This window comes from Microbacterium sp. SY138, from assembly GCF_039729145.1.
GTDB lineage: Bacteria > Actinomycetota > Actinomycetes > Actinomycetales > Microbacteriaceae > Microbacterium > Microbacterium maritypicum_A.
In genome coordinates this window covers 3,382,435-3,401,918 of sequence record NZ_CP155793.1, presented here as the reverse complement: position 1 = coordinate 3,401,918, position 19,484 = coordinate 3,382,435, and the positions used below count along the sequence as shown (strand labels likewise).

Annotated in this window: 20 protein-coding genes; 10 read left to right on the top strand and 10 right to left on the bottom strand. The window is 68.9% G+C overall.

Annotated features, from left to right (window positions below; genetic code table 11):
- Nucleotides 1-114 precede the first annotated feature (114 nt).
- Both ABDC25_RS16420 and ABDC25_RS16415 read right to left on the bottom strand, forming a co-directional pair.
- Nucleotides 115-879: an SDR family oxidoreductase gene (locus ABDC25_RS16420; protein ID WP_347123683.1), complete on the bottom strand. Its 765-nt coding sequence runs from the start codon at nucleotides 877-879 to the stop codon at nucleotides 115-117.
- On the bottom strand, nucleotides 861-1,721 hold the full coding sequence (locus ABDC25_RS16415) for a fumarylacetoacetate hydrolase family protein (protein ID WP_347123681.1): 861 nt from the start codon (nucleotides 1,719-1,721) through the stop codon (nucleotides 861-863). The genes ABDC25_RS16420 and ABDC25_RS16415 overlap by 19 nt, the downstream gene beginning before the upstream one ends.
- Before the next feature lie 124 nt (nucleotides 1,722-1,845).
- Here ABDC25_RS16415 and ABDC25_RS16410 point away from each other — a divergent pair, with 124 nt between their 5' ends.
- The 3 genes from ABDC25_RS16410 to ABDC25_RS16400 are packed head-to-tail and all read left to right on the top strand — an operon-like array spanning nucleotide 1,846 to nucleotide 4,581.
- Nucleotides 1,846-3,141 carry an L-fuconate dehydratase gene (locus ABDC25_RS16410; RefSeq protein WP_347123679.1) on the top strand — a complete coding sequence of 432 codons (1,296 nt, stop codon included), beginning with the start codon at nucleotides 1,846-1,848 and terminating at the stop codon, nucleotides 3,139-3,141.
- Nucleotides 3,128-4,114: an aldo/keto reductase gene (locus tag ABDC25_RS16405; protein ID WP_347123677.1), complete on the top strand. Its 987-nt coding sequence runs from the start codon at nucleotides 3,128-3,130 to the stop codon at nucleotides 4,112-4,114. The genes ABDC25_RS16410 and ABDC25_RS16405 overlap by 14 nt, the downstream gene beginning before the upstream one ends.
- Before the next feature lie 47 nt (nucleotides 4,115-4,161).
- Nucleotides 4,162-4,581, top strand: a complete 420-nt coding sequence (locus tag ABDC25_RS16400) for an RbsD/FucU domain-containing protein (RefSeq protein WP_315072770.1) — start codon at nucleotides 4,162-4,164, stop codon at nucleotides 4,579-4,581.
- Nucleotides 4,582-4,693: 112 nt separating this feature from the next.
- On the opposite strand, the gene ABDC25_RS16395 is transcribed toward ABDC25_RS16400, so the two are convergent.
- Nucleotides 4,694-5,695, bottom strand: a complete 1,002-nt coding sequence (locus ABDC25_RS16395) for a LacI family DNA-binding transcriptional regulator (RefSeq protein WP_347123675.1) — start codon at nucleotides 5,693-5,695, stop codon at nucleotides 4,694-4,696.
- A 194-nt stretch (nucleotides 5,696-5,889) separates the two neighbouring features.
- Here ABDC25_RS16395 and ABDC25_RS16390 point away from each other — a divergent pair, with 194 nt between their 5' ends.
- From ABDC25_RS16390 to ABDC25_RS16370, 5 genes are all read left to right on the top strand, one after another.
- Nucleotides 5,890-6,759, top strand: a complete 870-nt coding sequence (locus tag ABDC25_RS16390) for a sugar phosphate isomerase/epimerase family protein (RefSeq protein WP_021198324.1) — start codon at nucleotides 5,890-5,892, stop codon at nucleotides 6,757-6,759.
- A 188-nt stretch (nucleotides 6,760-6,947) separates the two neighbouring features.
- Nucleotides 6,948-8,450: a sugar ABC transporter ATP-binding protein gene (locus ABDC25_RS16385; RefSeq protein WP_021198325.1), complete on the top strand. Its 1,503-nt coding sequence runs from the start codon at nucleotides 6,948-6,950 to the stop codon at nucleotides 8,448-8,450.
- On the top strand, nucleotides 8,450-9,484 hold the full coding sequence (locus ABDC25_RS16380; RefSeq protein WP_029258495.1) for an ABC transporter permease: 1,035 nt from the start codon (nucleotides 8,450-8,452) through the stop codon (nucleotides 9,482-9,484). Before ABDC25_RS16385 ends, ABDC25_RS16380 begins: the two co-directional genes overlap by 1 nt.
- A 155-nt stretch (nucleotides 9,485-9,639) precedes the next feature.
- Entirely contained in the window at nucleotides 9,640-10,641 is a 1,002-nt protein-coding gene (locus ABDC25_RS16375) for an ABC transporter substrate-binding protein (protein ID WP_021198327.1), read from the top strand.
- Nucleotides 10,642-10,785: 144 nt separating this feature from the next.
- Nucleotides 10,786-11,367, top strand: coding sequence for a VOC family protein (locus ABDC25_RS16370; RefSeq protein ID WP_347123672.1), 582 nt, complete (start codon nucleotides 10,786-10,788; stop codon nucleotides 11,365-11,367).
- 15 nt (nucleotides 11,368-11,382) lie between these two features.
- Here ABDC25_RS16370 and ABDC25_RS16365 read toward each other — a convergent pair whose 3' ends face one another.
- The 7 genes from ABDC25_RS16365 to ABDC25_RS16335 all read right to left on the bottom strand — a co-directional run bounded on the left by ABDC25_RS16365 (nucleotide 11,383) and on the right by ABDC25_RS16335 (nucleotide 17,669).
- Nucleotides 11,383-11,679 (bottom strand): putative quinol monooxygenase, encoded by a 297-nt coding sequence (locus tag ABDC25_RS16365; protein WP_029267779.1) that lies wholly within the window; start codon nucleotides 11,677-11,679, stop codon nucleotides 11,383-11,385.
- 82 nt (nucleotides 11,680-11,761) lie between these two features.
- The gene (locus ABDC25_RS16360) at nucleotides 11,762-12,733 is read right to left on the bottom strand and encodes an aryldialkylphosphatase (protein ID WP_347123669.1); all 972 of its coding nucleotides are present in this window, start codon (nucleotides 12,731-12,733) and stop codon (nucleotides 11,762-11,764) included.
- Entirely contained in the window at nucleotides 12,733-13,692 is a 960-nt protein-coding gene (locus ABDC25_RS16355; RefSeq protein WP_297555470.1) for a shikimate dehydrogenase, read from the bottom strand. Before ABDC25_RS16355 ends, ABDC25_RS16360 begins: the two co-directional genes overlap by 1 nt.
- Nucleotides 13,689-14,696 (bottom strand): phosphoglycerate dehydrogenase, encoded by a 1,008-nt coding sequence (locus tag ABDC25_RS16350; protein ID WP_347123667.1) that lies wholly within the window; start codon nucleotides 14,694-14,696, stop codon nucleotides 13,689-13,691. Before ABDC25_RS16350 ends, ABDC25_RS16355 begins: the two co-directional genes overlap by 4 nt.
- Nucleotides 14,672-16,162: a xylulokinase gene (gene xylB, locus ABDC25_RS16345; RefSeq protein WP_347123665.1), complete on the bottom strand. Its 1,491-nt coding sequence runs from the start codon at nucleotides 16,160-16,162 to the stop codon at nucleotides 14,672-14,674. The genes ABDC25_RS16350 and xylB overlap by 25 nt, the downstream gene beginning before the upstream one ends.
- 9 nt (nucleotides 16,163-16,171) lie before the next feature.
- Nucleotides 16,172-16,747, bottom strand: a complete 576-nt coding sequence (locus tag ABDC25_RS16340; RefSeq protein WP_347123663.1) for a glucose-6-phosphate isomerase family protein — start codon at nucleotides 16,745-16,747, stop codon at nucleotides 16,172-16,174.
- Nucleotides 16,748-17,132: 385 nt separating this feature from the next.
- Entirely contained in the window at nucleotides 17,133-17,669 is a 537-nt protein-coding gene (locus ABDC25_RS16335) for a CGNR zinc finger domain-containing protein (protein WP_021200323.1), read from the bottom strand.
- Nucleotides 17,670-17,708: 39 nt separating this feature from the next.
- Between ABDC25_RS16335 and ABDC25_RS16330 the strand changes: the two genes are divergently transcribed.
- Nucleotides 17,709-18,746: an EamA family transporter gene (locus tag ABDC25_RS16330; protein ID WP_347123661.1), complete on the top strand. Its 1,038-nt coding sequence runs from the start codon at nucleotides 17,709-17,711 to the stop codon at nucleotides 18,744-18,746.
- A gap of 34 nt (nucleotides 18,747-18,780) precedes the next feature.
- Nucleotides 18,781-19,482 (top strand): GntR family transcriptional regulator, encoded by a 702-nt coding sequence (locus tag ABDC25_RS16325; protein ID WP_021200325.1) that lies wholly within the window; start codon nucleotides 18,781-18,783, stop codon nucleotides 19,480-19,482.
- The last annotated feature ends 2 nt before the right edge of the window (nucleotides 19,483-19,484 follow it).

Below are 19,484 nucleotides of genomic sequence, written 5' to 3'. Positions count from 1 at the left end.
CGTCGGTCTCTGCGGTTCCGGTCGCAGGCGTCGTTCTCTGCGCTTCCGGTCGCAATTGTTGCCGCCCTCGCGCGACGGAGGCGGCGTCAACTGCGACCGGAACGCAGGCGGATGCTACTCCGCGCGCAGGCGCAGCTGGGCCATACCGCCGTCGACCTCGATGAAGGTGCCTGTGGTCGATCCCGCTGCGGGGCTCACGAGGTAGGCGACCGCAGCGGCGACCTCGTCGGGGCTGACCAGGCGTCCGTGCGGCTGGCGTGCTTCGAGGGCGGCGCGCTCGGCGGCGGGGTCGGCTGCCGAATCGAGCAGTCGGCCCACCCACGGGGTGTCGGCCGTGCCGGGGTTGACCGCGTTCACACGGATGCCCTCGCGCAGGTGGTCGGCGGCCATCGCGCGGGTGAGGGCTGCGACGGCTCCCTTCGACGCGCTGTAGAGCGCCCGTTGCGGCAACCCTGTCGTCGAGGCGATGGATGCCGTGTTGCAGACCGCGGCGGACGGAGACTTCCGCAGCCAGGGGAGGGCTGCCGAGGTGACACGGGCGATGCCCGTGACGTTGACCGAGAGCACGCGCGCCCACTCGTCGTCGTCGTTCGCGGTGATGTCGCCCTGGGCGCCGATGCCGGCGTTGTTGACGACGATGTCGATGCGCCCGAACCGCTCGGCCACGGCGCTCACCGCCGCGTCGACACTCTTGCGGTCGGAGACATCGGCTGTGAAGGCGGCGAAGGCGGGGTCGGCCGCCGTGGTGTCCCGGTCGAGGAGCGCGATGCTCGCTCCGTCGGCGTGCAGACGCTGGGCGATCGCCGCGCCGATCCCTGATGCTCCACCGGTGACGATCGCCACCAGTCCGTTCAATGCGCTCACTTCCGGGCCTCCCATGCCACGAACTCCTGCCGTTGACGGCCGAGGCCGTCGATCTCGATCTCGACCACGTCGCCCGCGGCGAGATAGGGGTACTTGCCCGACAGGGCGACGCCCTGCGGCGTGCCGGTGAGGATGAGGTCACCGGGCTCCAGCGTCACGTACTGCGAGAGGTGGTGCACGATGTGCTCGACGGTGAAGATCATGTCGCTCGTGTTCGAGTCCTGCCGCGGCTCGCCGTTCACGAAGCTGCGAAGACCGAGCGCGTGGTGATCCACCTCGTCGGGGGTGACGAGCCAGGGCCCGGTGGGGTTGAAGCCGGCCGCGATCTTGCCTTTCGACCACTGCCCGCCCGAGACGGCCATCTGGAAGTCGCGCTCGGAGACGTCGTTCGCGGCGACGAAGCCGGCCACGTGCGCCATCGACTCGTCGGGGGAGTCGAGGTAGGCGGTGCGGGTGCCGATCACGATGCCGAGCTCGACCTCCCAGTCGGTCTTCTCGCTGCCGCGCGGGATCGTGACCGCATCGTTCGGGCCCACGACCGTGTTCGGCGTCTTGAGGAAGAGGATCGGGATGGTGGGCGGCTCCGACCCCGACTCGGCGGCGTGAGCCGCGTAGTTCATGCCGATGCAGATCACGGCGCTCGGGCGGGCGATCGGGGCGCCGACGCGCAGCGATGCGGCGCCCGCGAGTTCGGGGAGGTCTCCGGCATCGCGGGCGGCAACGACGCGGGCGACGAAGTCACCCTCGAGGAAATCGCCGTTCACATCGGATGTTACGGGGCGGAGGTCGAGGTATCGGTCGCCCTCCACGAGGACGGGGATCTCATTCCCGGGGGTGCCGAGCCGCGCGAACTTCATGTTTCTCCTGATCGGTCGGGAGGCCGCGATGAGGCGGCCGGTCTCGTTGACAGTATAGACATCCGATGTTTACACTCCAAGAGATCCGCGCGGAAGAAATCAGCCGCGCATCGAGAGGAATCCCGTGAGCCGTATCGTCGCCCTCGACACCACCGACATCCGCTTTCCCACGTCCCTGAGCCTGGACGGGTCGGACGCGATGAACCCCGACCCCGACTACTCGGCCGCGTACGTCATCGTGCGCACCGACGCCGACGACGACATCGATGGCCACGCGTTCGTCTTCACGATCGGCCGCGGCAACGACGTGCAGGTCGCGGCCATCGACGCGCTGGCAGGTCACCTGGTGGGTCGCGAGATCGAGCCCCTCCTCGACGACATGGGCGGCACGTTCCGCGACATCATCGGCGACTCGCAACTGCGCTGGCTCGGGCCGGAGAAGGGCGTCATGCACATGGCCATCGGCGCGGTCATCAACGCGCTGTGGGACATCAAGGCCAAGCGCGCCGGCCTTCCGCTCTGGCAGCTGCTCGCCCGTATGACGCCGGAGGAGCTCGTCGACCTCGTCGACTTCCGGTACCTCACCAACGCCCTCACCCGCGACGACGCCCTCGAGATCCTGCGTGCCGCCGAGCCCGGTCGGGCCGAGAGGGAACAGCAACTGCTCGCCTCCGGATATCCCGGCTACACCACGAGCCCCGGATGGCTCGGCTACTCCGACGAGAAGCTCGAGCGCCTCGCCCGCGAAGCGATGGCCGACGGCTTCACCCAGATCAAGCTCAAGGTCGGCGCCGACCTCGACGACGACATCCGCCGCTTCCGGAAGGCGCGTGAGGTGTGCGGGCCCGACTTCCCGATCGCGATCGACGCGAACCAGCGCTGGGAGGTGTCGGAAGCGATCGAGTGGGTCAACGCGCTCGCCGAGTTCCACCCCGCCTGGATCGAGGAGCCCACCAGCCCCGACGACGTGCTCGGCCACGCCGAGATCGCTCGCGGCGTCGCACCGATCCGCGTCGCGACGGGCGAGCACGCCCAGAACCGCGTCATCTTCAAGCAGCTGCTGCAGGCCGAGGCGATCTCCGTCATGCAGATCGACGCCGTGCGCGTCGCCGGCGTGAACGAGAACATCGCCAACCTGCTGCTCGCCGCGAAGTTCGACGTGCCGGTCTGCCCGCACGCCGGCGGTGTGGGCCTGTGCGAGGCTGTGCAGCACCTGTCCATGTTCGACTTCGTCGCCGTCACCGGCACGCGCGAGGGCCGCATGATCGAGTTCGTCGACCACCTGCACGAGCACTTCGTCGTGCCCACCGACATCCAGGGCGGTTCGTACATGGCACCCACCGCGCCGGGAACGGGCATGGAGATGAAGGCCGACAGCATCGCGACCTACGCCTGGAAGGGTGCGCATGTCGGTGCCTGATCGCGCGGGAGTGCCTGACCGCCTGACCGTCCCGACGCTCGGCTACGGTGCCGCGAACGTGGGCAACCTGTTTCGGCCGCTGACCGATGACGAGGCCTGGGCCGTGCTGGATGCCGCGTGGGAGAGCGGCATCCGCTTCTACGACACGGCGCCGCATTACGGGCTCGGACTCTCCGAGCGTCGGCTCGGGGCCTTCCTGCAGACCAAGCCGCGTGACGAGTACGTGCTCTCGACCAAGGCCGGGCGCCTGCTGCGGCCGAACCCCGACCACGTCGGCGGCGGTCTCGACACCGCGAACGACTTCCACGTTCCCGATGACCTGCAGCGCGTGTGGGACTTCTCGGAAGCGGGTATCCGCACGAGCGTCGACGAGTCGCGCGAGCGCCTCGGCATCGAGCGCATCGACCTTCTCTACCTGCATGACCCTGAGCGGCACGACCTCGACCTCGCGCTCGCCGAGGCTCTGCCCGCGATGGAGGGGTTGCGCGCCGATGGCGAGGTGACCGCGATCGGCATCGGCTCGATGGTGTCGGATGCGCTCGCGGCGGCCGTGCGCGCGGCCGACCTCGACCTCGTCATGGTGGCCGGTCGCTACACGCTCCTCGAACAGCCGGCTGCGGTCGATGTGCTGCCCGCATGCCGCGAGACCGGGACCGGGATCGTGGCGGCATCCGTCTTCAACTCGGGTCTGCTCGCGTCGAGCGAACCGCGTCGCGACGGACGCTACGAGTACGGGCAGCTGCCGGACGAGCTGTGGGACCGGCTCGTGCGCATCGCCGCCGTGTGCGCCGACCACGGCGTGCCGCTCCCCGCGGCGGCGATCCAGTTCCCGCTGCAGTCCGACGTCGTGCGATCGGTCGTGGTGGGCGGCAGCCGCCCGGCGCAGCTGCGGCAGAATGCGGAGTACGCAGCGATCGAGATCCCGACGGCCCTGTGGGAGAACCTGGCGGCGGAAGAGCTCATCCCCGCCTGATCGACCCGTCCCCGGAATCACCCGACGTCTCACCGAGAGGAGCACTCGTGCTCGAAGGAATCCATCCCCTGCTCACCGGAGAGCTGCTGCTGCACCTCGATCGCATGGGACACTCCGATGCCGTGGTCGTCGCCGACGCGCATTTCCCGGCATGGGGTCTGGGCGCACGGGTGATCGACCTCCCCGGCACGACGACGCCCGAGGTCGTGGCGGCCATCCGCACGGTGCTCCCTCTGGATGATGCGCCCGGGATCGACCTGATGACCTCGGCTGACGGCGAGGTGCTCGACGTGCAGCACGAGCTGATGGCCGCGGCGGGGACGGCCGTGGATACGACGGCTTTCGTCGAGCGGTTCGCCTACTACGAGGTCGCGAAGGCCGCGTACCTGCTCGTGCGCACGGGCGAGACCCGCAAGTACGGCAACGCGCTGCTGCGCAAGGGTGTCGTCGGGCACGCGTCGGCGTGACGCCGTTCACCACCCGGGAACGGCGTCGGCGGAGGCGGCCGGATCGGCCTTTTCGACTCTGAGCTGCTCTCTTCTCCGGAGTTGCGAACACCGGGAGTTGTGAACGCCGAGTTCAGCGACCGACGGTCGATTCCCGCACGATGAGCTCGGCAGGGAACGGCGTCGTCGCAGGCGGGGGAGCCGAGGGATCGGCGAGCTGCTGCAGCAGGGCGGCCCCGGCGGCACGGCCGATCTCGTAGCCGGGCTGCCGCACGCTCGTGAGCGGTACGACGCTCTGATGGGCCTGCGCCACGTCGTCGAAGCCGACCAGCGCGATCTCCTCGGGCACGCGGATGCCGTGGCGCAGCAGCGTGGTGAGCACACCGAGCGCCACCATGTCGTTCGCCGCGAACACGGCGTCGGGTCGTTCGGAGGCGGGCATCGCGATGATCTGCGCGCCGGCCTGCAGGCCGTCCTCTGTCGCCAGGTGCGGTACCTCGCTCGTGGATACCGTCACGTCGGTGCCGGCCACCGCTTCGCATAGCCCGGCCAGGCGGTCGTTCGACTGACTCACGGCCGGATTGCCGAGGAACAGGATGTGCTCTCGCCCGAGTCCGACGAGATGCTCGCCGGCGAGCCGCCCCCCGGCGCGGTCGTCGAACAGCACGGAGGCGACCTTCGACGAGTCGGGGATCGGGCCCACGACGACCGAACGGATGCCGCGATCGGCGAGCCCCTCCAGGCGCGGCACCACGTCGCCGAGCGGATAGATGACGATGCCCTGCACCCGGTGCGCCTCGAACATGTCGAGGTTGCGCCGCTCCTGCGCGTCGTCGCGATTGCTGTTGCTGAAGAACAGCGACCAGCCGCCCTCTCGCGCCACGTCTTCGACCCCACGCGAGAGGTCGTGGAAATAGGGCAGCCAGGCGTCGAGCAGGATGAGCGCGAGAGCCTTGCTCGATCCTGCACGCAGCTGCCGGGCGGATTCGTTCGGCACGAAGCCGAGTTGTTCGACCGCCGCGCGCACCCGCTCCCGCGTCGCGGCTCCGAGCACGTGCGGATGGTTGAGGTAGTTGGAGACAGTGGAAGAGGAGACTCCGGCGAGGGCGGCGACGTCCTTGACGCTCGCGGGCATGGGGCTCCTTCGTCCGGCCGCGCGGTCGGGGCTCCTGACCACGTCGGCGGCCTCAGGATATCGGAGGAGTTGCAACGTGCCAAGAAAGTTCTTGACAGGCCTCGTCCGCCCGACGTAGCGTGACTCGCACACCGGGGTTGGCACGTGCCAACCCCGGACGGCGACGGTGCCGCACACCCGCTGGGAGAGGTCTCATGAACATCGGCTGCCACGGGCTCGTCTGGACGGGGAACTTCGATGCCGAGGGCATCCGTCTGGCGGTGCGCAAGACCAAGGAGGCGGGTTTCGACCTCATCGAGTTCCCGCTGATGGACCCGTTCTCGTTCGACGTCTCGGTCGCGAAGGATGCGTTGGAGGAATACGACCTCGCCGTCAGCGCCTCGCTCGGACTCTCCGAGGCGACCGACGTCACCAGCTCCGACCCCGCGATCGTCGCGGCCGGCGAAGCCCTGCTCCTGAAAGCCGTCGACGTGCTCGCGGATCTGGGGGGTCAGCACTTCTGCGGGGTGATCTACAGCGCCATGAAGAAGTACATGGCGCCGGTGACGGCCGAAGGGCTCGCGAGCAGCAAGGCCGCGATCGCGCGGGTCGCCGACCATGCCGCCGAACGGGGGGTCTCCGTCGCGCTCGAGGTCGTGAACCGCTACGAGACCAACGTGCTGAACACGGCGAGGCAGGCTCTGGAGTACGTCGCCGAGGTCGATCGGCCGAACCTCGGGATCCACATCGACACGTACCACATGAACATCGAGGAGTCGGATATGTTCGCGCCGGTCCTCGATGCCGCCCCTGCCCTGCGCTACGTGCATATCGGTGAGAGCCACCGTGGCTATCTCGGGACCGGGACGGTCGACTTCGACACGTTCTTCAAGGCGCTCAGCCGCATCGGCTACGACGGTCCGATCGTCTTCGAGTCGTTCTCGTCGGCGGTCGTCGCCCCCGACCTCAGCCGCATGCTCGGCATCTGGCGCAACCTCTGGAACGACAACGTCGAACTCGGCGCCCACGCGAACGCGTACATCCGCGACAAGCTCGTCGCGGTCGAGTCGATCCGCCTCCACTGAGTGGAATCCGGCCGGGGGAGCATCGGAAGATCAAGATGTCATTACAGGTCTTCCCCATCCGGCCGTCATTAGATACATTTAGATACAACTTGCGCTGCCCGTAGCGTAGGACGCAGAATTGATCCGATGTTTGCGACGGAATGATCCGTCGACGTCGAAGCAGAACCTTCAAGGAAGCAGGTGAGCGCATGAGTGGACCCATCCTCCGGGTCGAGGGGATCAGCAAAGGATTCCCCGGCGTGCAGGCGCTGAAAGACGTGCACCTCGAGGTGCACGCCGGCGAGGTGCTCGTGCTCGTGGGCGAGAACGGCGCGGGAAAGTCGACCCTGATGAAGATCCTCTCCGGGATCTACACCAAGGACGAGGGCACGATCACGTTCGAGGGTCAGGAGGTCGAGCTCACGAGCCCCCTCCAGGCGCAGGAGCTCGGCATCACGATCATCCATCAGGAGCTCAACCTGATGCCCGATCTGACCGTCGCGCAGAACATCTACGTGGGGCGAGAGCCCACCACGGGGCCGTTCCTGTCGGAGCGCAAGCTCAACGCGCAGACCGCCGACCTGCTGCAGCGCCTCGACATCCACCTGAACCCCCGTCAGCTCGTCGGCGAGCTCACGGTGGCCGAGCAGCAGATGGTCGAGATCGCCAAGGCGCTGTCCTTCAACGCCAAGGTCCTCATCATGGACGAGCCCACCTCGGCCCTCACCGACACCGAGGTCGAGACGCTCTTCGTGCTGATCGAGCAGCTCAAGGCGCGCGGCACCGGGATCGTCTACATCTCGCACCGCATGGACGAGCTGCGCCGTCTGGCCGACCGCGTGACCGTCCTGCGTGACGGCACATACATCGGATCACTCGACAAGTCCGAGATCACCATCCCGACGATCATCGAGATGATGGTCGGACGTGTGATCGACGAGGGGACCCGCCCCCAGGCCCGCGAGCACGCGAACGACCCCGTGGTCCTCGAAGTGCAAGGTCTGTCGACCAAGAGCCTCTTGAAAGACGTCTCGTTCCAGTTGCACAAGGGCGAGATCCTCGGCTTCGCCGGGCTCATGGGCGCCGGTCGCACCGAGACCGCCCGTGCGGTCATCGGTGCCGACCACCGCGACAGCGGCACGATCGCCATCGACGGTCGCGCGGTGCGCATCGCCCAGCCGGCGGATGCCGTGCACCACGGTGTCGGATACCTCTCGGAGGACCGCAAGCTCCTCGGACTCATGCTCGAGCAGGACGTGACGTTCAACACCGTGCTCGCCTCGCTCGGCTCCTACGCCAATGCGATCGGCTGGATGGGCGACAGCAAGGCGAAGAACCGTACCAAGGAGTACGTGCAGCAACTGCGCGTGAAGACGCCATCGGTCAACCAGGTCGTCAAGCTCCTCTCCGGAGGGAACCAGCAGAAGGTCGTCATCGCCCGGTGGCTGATGCGCGACTGCGACATCCTCATCTTCGACGAGCCGACCAGAGGGATCGACGTCGGCGCGAAGGAGGAGATCTACCGCCTCATGCAGCAGCTCGCTGACGCAGGCAAATCCATCATCGTCATCTCATCCGAGCTCCCGGAGATCCTCCGTGTGGCGAACCGCATCGCGGTCTTCGCCAACGGTCGCATCACCGGGACGCTCCGCAACGAGGAAGCAAGCCAGGAGAAGATCATGCAACTCGCAGCCCACGGGGAGGAAGACTGATGAGCGCTCCGCAGCAGCCCGGATCGTCGACGACGACGATCATCCAGACCGCCGTGAACGAGAACACGGACAAGAGGGACGTCGGGGCGTTCCTGAAGCGTCAGTTCCAGCAGTCGCTGGCGTTCGGCACGCTCATCGTGCTGATCATCTTCTTCTCGATCGCCAGCCCCAACTTCTTCACCTTCAGCAACATCGCCACCGTGCTGCTGTCGACGGCCGTCATCGGCATCCTCGCCCTCGGCACCACCTTCGTCATCATCACCGGCGGCATCGACCTGTCGATCGGCACCGGGATGGCGCTCTGCGCCGTGATGACGGGTGTGTTCGTGACGAACATGGGGCTCCCGGTGTGGGTCGGCGTCATCGGCGGCATCCTGACCGGTGTGCTGATGGGACTCGTCAACGGCGTGAACATCACGTTCCTCCGGCTTCCTCCGTTCATCGCCACCCTCGCGATGATGATGATCGCCGGCGGCCTCGCCCTCGTGATCTCGGGGGTCGCACCGATCTACTTCTCCACCTCGGCCCCCGACTTCAAGAAGATCGCCCTCGGCGTGATCATCCCCGGCATCCCGAACGCCGTGCTCGTCACCGCCGTGCTCGCGATCATCGCCTACCTGGTGCTGTCGAAGACGCTGCTCGGCCGCTACACGTTCGCGATCGGATCGAACGAAGAGGCCACGCGCCTCTCGGGTGTCAACACGCGTCGCTGGACGATCCTGATCTACATGTTCGCCGGGGCGTTCACCGGCGTCGCGGGCATCGTCATCGCCTCCCGCCTCGACTCGGCCCAGCCGCAGATCGGCACCGGATACGAACTGCAGGCGATCGCCGCAGTCATCATCGGCGGCACCTCGCTGCTGGGCGGACGCGGATCGATCCTCGGCACCGTGATCGGCGCGCTCATCATGAGCGTGCTCGTGAACGGCCTGCGCATCATGTCGATCCAGCCCGAGTGGCAGAACATCGTCGTCGGCGTGGTCGTGCTGCTCGCGGTGTTCCTCGACTCGCTCCGCAACCGACAGCGCACCTGAGACCTGGGCGGCGGCGAAACCCGTGCCCGTCGTCGTCCTCCGGCTCCGGCCGGCTCCGCGGAGACATCCGCACAGGCACCTGGAATGTCCACAGCGCCGGCCCGTCCGGCATCCACACAGAACAAACCGAGCCGTACCCAAACAATGGAGTTTTCATGAAATTCGGGAAGAAGACCGCACTCGTGGCCCTCGTGGCCGCATCCGCACTGGTGTTCGCCGGCTGTGCCGGCGGTGGCGGCGACGTGATCGAGGAAGGCTCGAGCAGCGGCGGCAGCAACGACGGCGAGATGTACATCGCCATGGTCTCGAAGGGCTTCCAGCACCAGTTCTGGCAGGCCGTGAAGAAGGGTGCAGAGGACAAGGCGAAGGAGCTCGGCGTGAAGATCACGTTCGAGGGCCCCGCAGCCGAGACCGAGATCGCCGGCCAGCTCGAGATGCTGACCGCTGCGATCGACAAGAACCCGGACGCCATCGCCTACGCCGCCCTCGACCCCGAGGCGTGCGTCGCTCCGCTCGAGCAGGCCAAGGCGAAGGACATCCCCGTCGTCTACTTCGACGCCCCCTGCAACGGTGACGTCGGGCTCAGCCTGTCGGCCACCGACAGCAAGGTCGCCGGTGCGCTCGCTGCCGAGCACATGGCCGACCTGATCGGCGGCGAAGGACAGGTCGCGATCGTCGGCCACTCGCAGATCAACTCGACCGGTGTCGAGCGTCGCGACGGCTTCGTCGACAAGATCAAGGCGGACTACCCCGACATCGAGATCGTCGACATCCAGTACGGCGACGGCGACCACCTCAAGTCGGCTGACATCGCCAAGACCCTGATCGCGGCACACCCCGACCTCAAGGGCATCTACGGCACCAACGAGGGCTCGGCCATCGGCGTCGTGAACGCCGTGAACGAGCTGGGCCTCGAGAAGGGCAAGATCACCATCGTCGGCTTCGACTCCGGTGCCGCACAGATCAACGCCATCAAGGACGGCACCATGGCCGGTGCCATCACGCAGGACCCGATCGGCATCGGCGCCCAGGTCGTGCAGGCGGCCTACGACGCCGCCAACGGCAAGGACGTCGAGAAGTTCTACGACACCGGTTCGTACTGGTACGACAAGAGCAACATCGACGACCCGAAGATCGCCGCTGTGCTCTACGAGTGACACCCCGCTGACGCGAAGAAGCCCCTCGCCTTCGGGTGGGGGGCTTCTTCGCGTTCGGGGCCGGCATGGGGCGGCGTTCGACGATCGAGGACAGAATCTGTCCGGGGTGGCTGTCAGAGTGATCGCGACGAAAGGACACACACCATGAGCAGCACTCCCGCCCTCCCGGCAGGATCGAACACCATCAACCCCTTCCTCATGACCGACGACGCGGCCCGCATCATCGACTTCGTGATCGAGGTCTTCGGGGCGACCGACGTTCCCGAGGCCCGCACCGTCGACACCGACGGACTGATCCTGCACTCAGAGTTGCGCATCGGCGATTCCGTCATCACTGTCGCCGACCGCAAGCCCGACTGGCCCTTCACTCCCGGATTCCTCCAGGTGTACGTCGACGACGTCGAGGGAACGCTCGCACGAGCCGTCGAACTCGGCGCCCGTATCGTGACCCGGCCGACCGACTTCTTCGGAGATACGTTCTCGCGCTTCGCCGACCCCTCGGAAAATCTCTGGTGGGTCTACGCCCATGTTCCGCAGGATCAGACGTGGGATGCCGACGGAGCGGACGTTGCCACGTGGAACGGATCTACGGACGGTGGAGAGGCCGAAGGGCACGATGCCGCCGAAGACGACTGGTCGAGTTTCATCTCGCCAGAGCTCGAGTACATCCACGAGAGCCTTGTGGAGGCGATGGCAGCCCTGCGGGATCCCCGGCTCGATCGCTGAACGGCGTCGCAGCCGTCAGAGGCGGCGGAGGAAGGTGAGCTGCGACGTCGGTTCGACGATGAGCTCCTGCAACGCCACGTTGAAGGGGACTCCGGCGGGGGCGGCGATGTGCGCCTGGAAGGCCGCCTCGTCGCGGTAGACCTCGTAGACGAAGAAGCGGTCGGGGTCGTCGACGAGCCGGGTCGCATCGAAGACGACGTTGCCCTCCTCGGCGCGCACGACCTCGGCGAAGTCACGCACCAGGGCGGCCACGCGATCGCCGGCTCCGGGCTGGGCGGTGAACGTGGCGTGCAGGATGGTCGGCTCGGACACGGTGTCTCCTCGGGGGTGTCGGGGGTGGAAGCGGATGCTCATGGCCATGCTCGTGCTCAGGGCGCGGATCAGGGCGGCAGGGTCAGGGCGAGAGGGTCAGCAACCGCGCCGGGGTGGACACGAGCATTCGATGCACGGCCTCGTCTCCCACGGCCGCGCGGAGGCGCGGGAGGTAGCGGTCGCCGAGGTAGGCGAGTCCGGGCATGCCGCCGTACGCGATGTACCTCGTGCGCCGGGCGACGTCGCCGCCGAGCACGATCCGGTCGCCGGCACCACGCTCGACCACCGCGACGGTCAGGGCGAGCAGTTCGGCGTCGGAGCGGGTGCGCGGACGCGCGAAGCCGTCGTACCCGAGGTGGGCACCGCGTTCGGCGAGCGACGCGTGCAGCCCGGGGTCGGGGTCGCGGTCGGCGTGCGCCAGCACGACACGGTCGGCGGACACGCCCTCGGCCCCGAGCAGGTCGAGCACCTCGTGGGCTGCCGTGCCGAACTCCAGATGCACCATGACCGGGGCGCCCGTCGCGCGGTGCGCCTCGGCCACGGCGATCAGGGTGGTGCGCTCGAACGGGCTGATGCGCCAGTAGTCGGCGCCGCCCTTGAGGAGACCTGCGCGCACGGGGCTGCCATCGGGTGCCGCGGCGAGGGGCGCCTCGGGTGTCTCGAAGATCTCCCCGTCGTCGGCGGGCATGCCGCGCATGATGTCGGCGATGAAGAGGGCGGCCAGACGGTCGGCGGTCCACACCTGCATCGGATGGTCCGCGCCGTAGTGGGCCTCCCGGTGTCGTCCGGTCGTCGCGACGATGTGCAGCCCGGTCGAGGCGCTGATCCGGGCGAGGGCTGCGGGGTCGCGCGCGAGACCGAACGGCGTGGCATCCACCATCGTCTCGAACCCGCTCGCCTGCAGCAGGGCGGCTTCTTCGCCCGAGGCCTTCTCGTCGTCGAGTTCGTCGCCCGGCAGCAGCGGAGTCACCTGGAACAGGTGCTCGTGATAGTCCACCCGCCCGAGGAGCGCAGGGGCGATGTCGCCGAGCACGGTCCGGACGACGGCGGGCATCAGCGCACCGACTCCGCGGCCTCGGCGAGCCGTTCGACGACGTCGGGCGTGAGGTCGAGCTCGAACACGTCGGCCACCACCTGCGACCAGCCATGGATGAAGTAGCGCCACCCGTCGACCACGTGCAGCCCGCGGGCGGATGCCTGAGCCTCGGCCTGGTGCAGGAACTCGAGCGAGCCGCGGTAGTTGAACTCCCATGCGTACGCCCCCTCGGGGAACACCACGGCGTCGGTCAGGGGCGATCCGGGGCGGTCCTTGCCGAGTCCGGTCGCGTTCGCGATGACCGATCCTGCGGGGGCCGCAGCCACCAGGGCATCCGCGTCTGCGGGGGTCGCCGTCACGACGTAGTCGATCAGGCCCTCGCGGGTGCCGTGCTGACGGTGCACCTCGCGCAGGTGGTCGAGCTTGTCCTGTGTGCGGGCGGTCACCGTGATCTTCGACGGGGCGTCGTCGCGTTCGGCCAGCGCCCAGCTCAGCGCGGTGCCCGATCCACCGGCTCCGAGGATCACGACCGCACCGCCCGTGCGCGCGAAGTGGTCGGCGGGAAGGAAGTCGTTCAGCGCCAGGTCGACCGTGATCGGATCCTTCGCCCGCCCCGACAGGACAGTGCCGCGCTTCGAGATGCTGGAGATCTCGGAGCACGACACCGCGAACGGGTCGAGCTCGTCGAACAGGTCGGATGCCGCGGCGTACACGTTCATCTTGTGCGTGGTGACGAGCGCGCCGCGGTGATGGGGGTCGTCGCGGATCTGCTCGACCATGGCGCGGTACTGCGCGGGCTCGGCATCCATCGGCAGGTCGTGGCCGACCAGGGTGCGCGTCGGCAGCTCCAGGATGTCGGCCCACAGGGGGAAGACCTTCATGATCGACGACGACGCGGTGGTCACCCCGACGAAGCCCATGTAGTCGGCGGATGCCGGAGCGTGTGCGGTGGCGACGACGTCGGCGGTGGTGGTCATCGGGTCTCCTCGGGGACGGCGACGGGGACGGGGCTGGGGACGGGGTGGGCGGGCTCGGCGCCGGAGAGGACCGCGATCACGTCGGCGAGCGACAGGGACCCCATGTTGTCGACAGCCTGCGTGGTCTGCGCTCCCAGGTGCGGGGTGACGATCACGCGGTCGGCGAGTTCCGGCTCGAGCAGCGGGCTGTCGTGCGCCGCGGTATCGCCGTCGAGGGTGTCGGCCGCGTAGCCGGCGAGGATGCGGTCGTGCAGCGCCTGCGCCACGGCGGCCTCGTCGATCAGGTCGCCGCGGGCGGTGTTGACCAGCACGGTTCCCGGTCGCATGCCGGCGAGGCGCTCGGCGTCGACGAGCCGCTGCCCACCCGGAGCGTGCAGCGTGATCACGTCGGCGGCGCGGAACAACTCGTCGAGCGAGACGGGGTCCGCACCGCATTCCCGGACGACATCGTCGGGAAGGAACGGATCGGCCGCCAGCACGCGCGGCCCGAAGCCGCTCAGCCGTGCCGCGACACCCTGACCGATGCGCCCGAAGCCGACGATGCCGACCGTGGCGGCGCCGAGCTCGCGACCACGCCGCACACCCCAGTCGCCCGCGCGCACGCGGCGGTCGCCGTCGGGCACGAAGCGGAGGGCCGCGAGCATCAGTCCGACCGCATGGTCGGCGACCGCGTCGGCGTTGGCACCGGGGGTGTTGGTCACCGGGATGCCGCGGTCGCGCGCGGCGTCGAGATCGACGGACTCGGTGCCGACACCATAGCGGGCGACGACCTTGAGCTTCGGGGCCGCGGCGAGATGCGCGTCGGTGACGGACCCGGTGCCGGCTATCCAGGCGTCGGCACCGTGCAGCAGCGACCGCAGCTCGTCGAGGTCGTGGTGGGCAGGCCCGCGCAGGATGCGGTGACCCGCCTGCGCCGCGCGCTCGACCAGGTCGAGGTCGCCATCGGAGAACGAGCGGCTGGTGACGAGGATGACGCCCATCAGCGCGGCCGTCCGGCGAACCACGGCGCGAGAGCCGTGTAGGCGTCGGCGAAGCGGGCGTGCCGCTCGGCATAGACGGCGTGACGTGCCGCATCCGGAATGAACTCGGCCGTGACCTCGCTCAGGGCGCGGGCGGCCGAGAAGTCGGTGAGGCCGAGCCCGACCGCGGCGGTCACCGCGGCGCCGAGGCTGTTCGCCTCTTCGACGATCGTCCGGCGGCGCACGGGCACACCCCACACGTCGGCGAGCACCGAGAGGTACACGTCGCTCTGGGCTCCGCCGCCGACCGCGTCGATGCGGTCGATCACGGCGCCGGCTTCGCGGAACGCCTGGATGCAGCTGAGCAGGTTGAACGCGGTGCCCTCCAGCACGGCCCGCACGAGGTGCGCCCTGGCGTGGTGGCGGGCGAGACCGACGAATGCGCCCCGCGCCTCCGGATCCCACATCGGAGAGCGCTCGCCGAGCAGATAAGGGAGGAAGTAGAGATCGTCGGTGTCGACGTCGGCGGAGGCCTCGGCCGTCAGTCGTCCGGTCTCGGGGTGCGCCGGATCGGGGGAGAGGGCCTCGGCGATCCACTGCACCGAGGCGCCGCCGGCCTGCATGGTGGCGGTCGGCACGAACGAGCCTGGCACGACGTTGTCGAATGTGAAGGTACGCATCGCGGGGTCGTGCAGCGGGGCGTCGGCCGCGAACGAGATCCACGACGATGTGCCCAGGCAGACGTAGGGGCCGTCCTCCGGCGCGACGACACCCGAGCCGACGGCGGCCATCGGGCCGTCGCCGCCGCCCATCACCACACGCACGCTCGCGGGGAGGCCGAGGACGTCGGCTGCGGCATCCGTCAACGTGCCGGCGATCTGCGTGGATTCCAGGATCTCGGGGAACAACGCCGGGTCGAGGCGCGCAGCCTGCAGCACCTCGTCCGACCACGTGCCCGCGGCCTGGTCGTAGGCGTTCGTGCCCGACGCGTCGGAGCGATCGGTCGCGAGGCGCCCGGTCAGGCGCAGCACGATGAAGTCCTTCGCGACGCAGACGCGTCGCACGCGCGCCCAGGTGTCGGGCTCGTTGTCGCGCACCCACATGACCTTCTCGACGGAGTATGTGGGGTTGAGTCGGTGGCCCAGGATGTCGTAGGCGCGTTCGGCGCCGATCGCGGCCTCGAGCTCGCGCTGCTGCGCGCCGGCCCTGGTGTCGGCCCAGATGATCGCCGGGCGTGCGGGTTCACCATGGGCATCGAGCAGCACGGCACCCATCATCTGGCCGCTCACCACGAGTCCGGCGATGTCGGTCGGGGCCGTGCCGGTGCGGGCGATCAGATCGCGCGTGGCGGCGACGACCGCATCCCACCAGTCGGCGGGATCCTGCTCGGCGACCCCGCCCGCGGCGAAGTGCGCGGGGTAGGGGACGGTGACCGAGGCGACGAGACGGCCGTCGTCGTGGTGCAGCGACGCCTTGTTCCCGGTGGTGCCCAGGTCGTGCGCGATGATCATGGCCGGAGCCTATTCCGCGTAGGAACGCAGGTCGACGCCGGAGGCTCCGCGGTAGGCGCGCGAGCCCATGCCGTGCTCCAGCACCCAGCCGTAGTCGTGCCCCGCTCCACCCGGGTACACCGCGAGGAAGGCGTAGGGCTCGTCGCCGGTGTTGACGGAACGGTGAGCCCAGCCCGGGGGGATGTAGCCGATCGTGCCGGGGAGCATGTCGAGCCACTCGGTGCGCTCGCCGTCGAACATCAGCAGTCCGCCCCTGCCCTTCAACGCCAGGTAGATCTCGCCCTGGTGGTCCGGGTGCTGGTGGCCCTTGGTCATCCACAGCTCGCCCGAGGTGTCGCCGGGCATGATCGTGGTGATCGACTGCGGCAGCTCGCGGTCGATTTCGGGCACGGGGGAGCTGACGACCGTGTAGACCACGGGGTTCTCGCCAGCCGATGCTGCAGCCCAGGCATCTGCGTCGAGGAAGAGCCCCTCGAGGTCGGACATCCGCCGGGTGAGGGTCGGGCCTTCGGGGGAGAGCGTGAGCTTCTCGGCGTCGAAGGCGATCGCCATCGGAGAGATCGGCGGGGTGTGGAACTCGGGCATCGGTGCTCCTCGTAACGGTGCTGCGGCGCTGCGCAACCTGTAATGACAGGTTCACTGTACCTGTTATGACAGGTGGCGTCCAGAGCGGATCGCTCCCGCGCGCGATCCGCGGCGCGCATCTGCGCGCGGTGCGGCGGTCGGCGGCGGTCCTCCGGTCGCAGTTGGTGCCGGCTGCTGGTCCTCCGGGCGCAGGTGGTGCCGGTTGCTGCTGCTCCGGGCGCAGGTGGCGCTGGTTGCTGCTGCTGCGGTCGCAGTTGGTGCCGCCTGATCGGGAAGAACCCGGCAGGAAGTGCGACCGGAACGCGGGGGCCAGCCGGACCGGAACGCGGGGTCAGCCGGGGCCGGAGCGCGCAGCCGGGGGGAAGGCGTCGGAGTCAGTGCCGGGTCACTCGGCCGCGAGCCTCGCTCGGTAGGCGGCGACGGCGTTGCGGTTCGCGCACGTCGTCGAGCAGTACCGCTTCGAGCGGTTGCGCGAGAGGTCGAGGGCGATCGACCGGCAGGTGTCGTCCTCGCACACGGTGAGACGCGACCCCTCGTCGGCGCGGATGACGTCGATCAGGGCCATCGCGGTCTCGATCAGGATGCGCTCGGCGAACGGCTGCTCGTCGGCGACGGCGTGCAGGTGCCAGTCCACGCCGTCATGCCGGCGCAGAGCCGGGGTGAGGCGTGATTCCGCGAGGGCGTCGTTGACGTGGGCGGCCATCTCGTCGCGCGGTGCCAGCAGCATGGTGCGCAGGCGTGGACGCAGCTCGCGCAGCGACGCCACCTCGAGCTCGTCGCGGTCGAGGCGCCCGGTGTACGGGAACTCGCGGAGGAACGTGTCTTCATCGTCGAGGTCGGTCAGTGTGTCCGGCTGTTCGGCGGAGTTCACCAGCCAGACGGCGGACCGCAGCGCCTCCTCCGTGTCATCGGTGAAGATCATGTTGACATCTTACAGCGCGCGCGAGTAGCGTCATCGATCATGAGCACGGTGAGCAGTGACACGGCGGTCGCTTCCGCCCGCGGGGTGCGCCTCGGGCTGCCGCTGGCGATCGCCGCGGCTTTCGCCTTCGGAATGTCGGGTGGATGGGCGCGCGGGCTCATCGATGCGGGATGGACGCCCGGTGCCGCGGTCACCGCGCGCATCTGGGTCGCCGCGCTCGTACTGCTGATCCCCGCGATCCTGTCCCTGCGCGGACGGTGGGGGCTGCTGCGGCGCAACGCGGGCATGATCCTCGCCTATGGACTGCTGGCAGTCGCCGCGACCCAGCTCTTCTACTTCCAGGCCGTCGCGGTCATGGATGTCGGACTGGCGCTGCTCATCGAGTACACCGCTCCGATCGCGGTGCTGCTGTGGCTCTGGTTGCGGCGGGGGGAGCGTCCGACACGACGGAGCATCATCGGTGCGGCCATCGCCTTCGTCGGACTGGTGCTCATGCTCGACATCCTCACCGGCGCCGACGTCAACGTGGCCGGTATCCTGTGGGCGCTCGGGGCCATGGTGGGGGCGGCGACGTACTTCGTGCTCTCGGCCAAAGCCGACACGGGGCTGCCGCCGATCGCTCTCGCCGGCAGCGGTCTGCTGCTCGGCGCGCTCGGGCTCACCGTGGCCGGCGCGATCGGTGTGCTGCCGATCCGGTGGACGACCGACGACATCGCCTACCGGTTCGGCAGTGTGCCCTGGTTCGTGCCGGTGCTGGCGATGGGCGTCGTCGCGACCGCGCTCGCGTACCTGCTCGGCATCGCCTCGACGCGGATGCTGGGGTCGCGACTCGCCTCGTTCGTGGCGCTCGCCGAGGTGGTCGCCGCGCTCCTGTTCGGCTGGCTGCTGCTCGGACAGCTCCCCGACCTGCTGCAGGCTCTCGGTGGCGTGCTGGTGCTCGTGGGTGTGGTGGTCGTCAAGCTGGGCGAACCCGCGGCGCCGGAGTTCGTGGAGCCGGTGCCTGTGGGGCCGGTGCCTGTGGAGCCGATGTCCGCGGCCGATAATGTATACGGGAAGCGGGCTGAGGAAGAGTTCTGAACCCGCAGCCTGGCTTTATGTATACACTGAGGGCATGACCATCGCCGTCGAACGCACCTCCGCGAGTGATCGTGCGTACGCGGCCCTGCTCGACGACATCCAGTCCGGCACGCTGGCAGCCGGCGTCGTGCTCGGCGAGGTCGAGCAGGCCGAGCGGCTGGGCGTCAGCCGCACGCCGATGCGCGAAGCGCTCCGGCGCCTCATCGCCGACGGGCTCGTCGTGCAGCAGTCGCCGCGGGTCACTGTGGTGGCGGGTCTCGATGCCGACGACATTCGTTCCCTCTTCGAGATCCGCCGCGCCCTCGAGGAGAGCTCCGCCCGTCTCGCCGCCGCCAGAGGAGACGCGCAGCTCTTCGCGGCACTCGCGGACGAGTTCGCACACGTCGATCTCGACGCCGTCGAGGGACGCGACGCGTACTACGCCCTGATCGCCCGCTTCGATGCCGCGCTCGATGCGGCCGTCGCCAACGACTACATCGCCTCGGCGCTGCGCACCGTGCGCACGCACCTCGTGCGCGTGCGTCGGATGGCCCGCGACAAGCCCGCCCGCCTCGCCGCCTCCGCCGCAGAGCACCGCACCATCGCCGAGGCGCTCGCCGCGCGCGACGGCGACCTCGCCGCCCACGCCACGCACGTGCACCTGCACAACGCGCTCGCCGGCATCCTCGATTCGCTCGACCCCCGCACCACCGTCGACCCCCGCACCACCGTCGACCCCCGCACCAGTGAAGGATAAGA

Bases quoted from the DNA above. Each gene is read 5' to 3' on its own strand.
- ABDC25_RS16370 (WP_347123672.1), top strand. From the start codon at position 10,786: ATGAGCAGCACTCCCGCCCTCCCGGCAGGATCGAACACCATCAACCCC.
- xylB (WP_347123665.1), bottom strand. From the start codon at position 16,162: ATGATCATCGCGCACGACCTGGGCACCACCGGGAACAAGGCGTCGCTG.
- ABDC25_RS16380 (WP_029258495.1), top strand. From the start codon at position 8,450: ATGAGCGCTCCGCAGCAGCCCGGATCGTCGACGACGACGATCATCCAG.
- ABDC25_RS16415 (WP_347123681.1), bottom strand. From the start codon at position 1,721: ATGAAGTTCGCGCGGCTCGGCACCCCCGGGAATGAGATCCCCGTCCTC.
- ABDC25_RS16325 (WP_021200325.1), top strand. From the start codon at position 18,781: ATGACCATCGCCGTCGAACGCACCTCCGCGAGTGATCGTGCGTACGCG.
- ABDC25_RS16390 (WP_021198324.1), top strand. From the start codon at position 5,890: ATGAACATCGGCTGCCACGGGCTCGTCTGGACGGGGAACTTCGATGCC.
- ABDC25_RS16340 (WP_347123663.1), bottom strand. From the start codon at position 16,747: ATGCCCGAGTTCCACACCCCGCCGATCTCTCCGATGGCGATCGCCTTC.
- ABDC25_RS16335 (WP_021200323.1), bottom strand. From the start codon at position 17,669: ATGATCTTCACCGATGACACGGAGGAGGCGCTGCGGTCCGCCGTCTGG.
- ABDC25_RS16360 (WP_347123669.1), bottom strand. From the start codon at position 12,733: ATGCCCGCCGTCGTCCGGACCGTGCTCGGCGACATCGCCCCTGCGCTC.
- ABDC25_RS16375 (WP_021198327.1), top strand. From the start codon at position 9,640: ATGAAATTCGGGAAGAAGACCGCACTCGTGGCCCTCGTGGCCGCATCC.
- ABDC25_RS16395 (WP_347123675.1), bottom strand. From the start codon at position 5,695: ATGCCCGCGAGCGTCAAGGACGTCGCCGCCCTCGCCGGAGTCTCCTCT.
- ABDC25_RS16385 (WP_021198325.1), top strand. From the start codon at position 6,948: ATGAGTGGACCCATCCTCCGGGTCGAGGGGATCAGCAAAGGATTCCCC.
- ABDC25_RS16405 (WP_347123677.1), top strand. From the start codon at position 3,128: ATGTCGGTGCCTGATCGCGCGGGAGTGCCTGACCGCCTGACCGTCCCG.
- ABDC25_RS16420 (WP_347123683.1), bottom strand. From the start codon at position 879: ATGGGAGGCCCGGAAGTGAGCGCATTGAACGGACTGGTGGCGATCGTC.
- ABDC25_RS16330 (WP_347123661.1), top strand. From the start codon at position 17,709: ATGAGCACGGTGAGCAGTGACACGGCGGTCGCTTCCGCCCGCGGGGTG.
- ABDC25_RS16355 (WP_297555470.1), bottom strand. From the start codon at position 13,692: ATGACCACCACCGCCGACGTCGTCGCCACCGCACACGCTCCGGCATCC.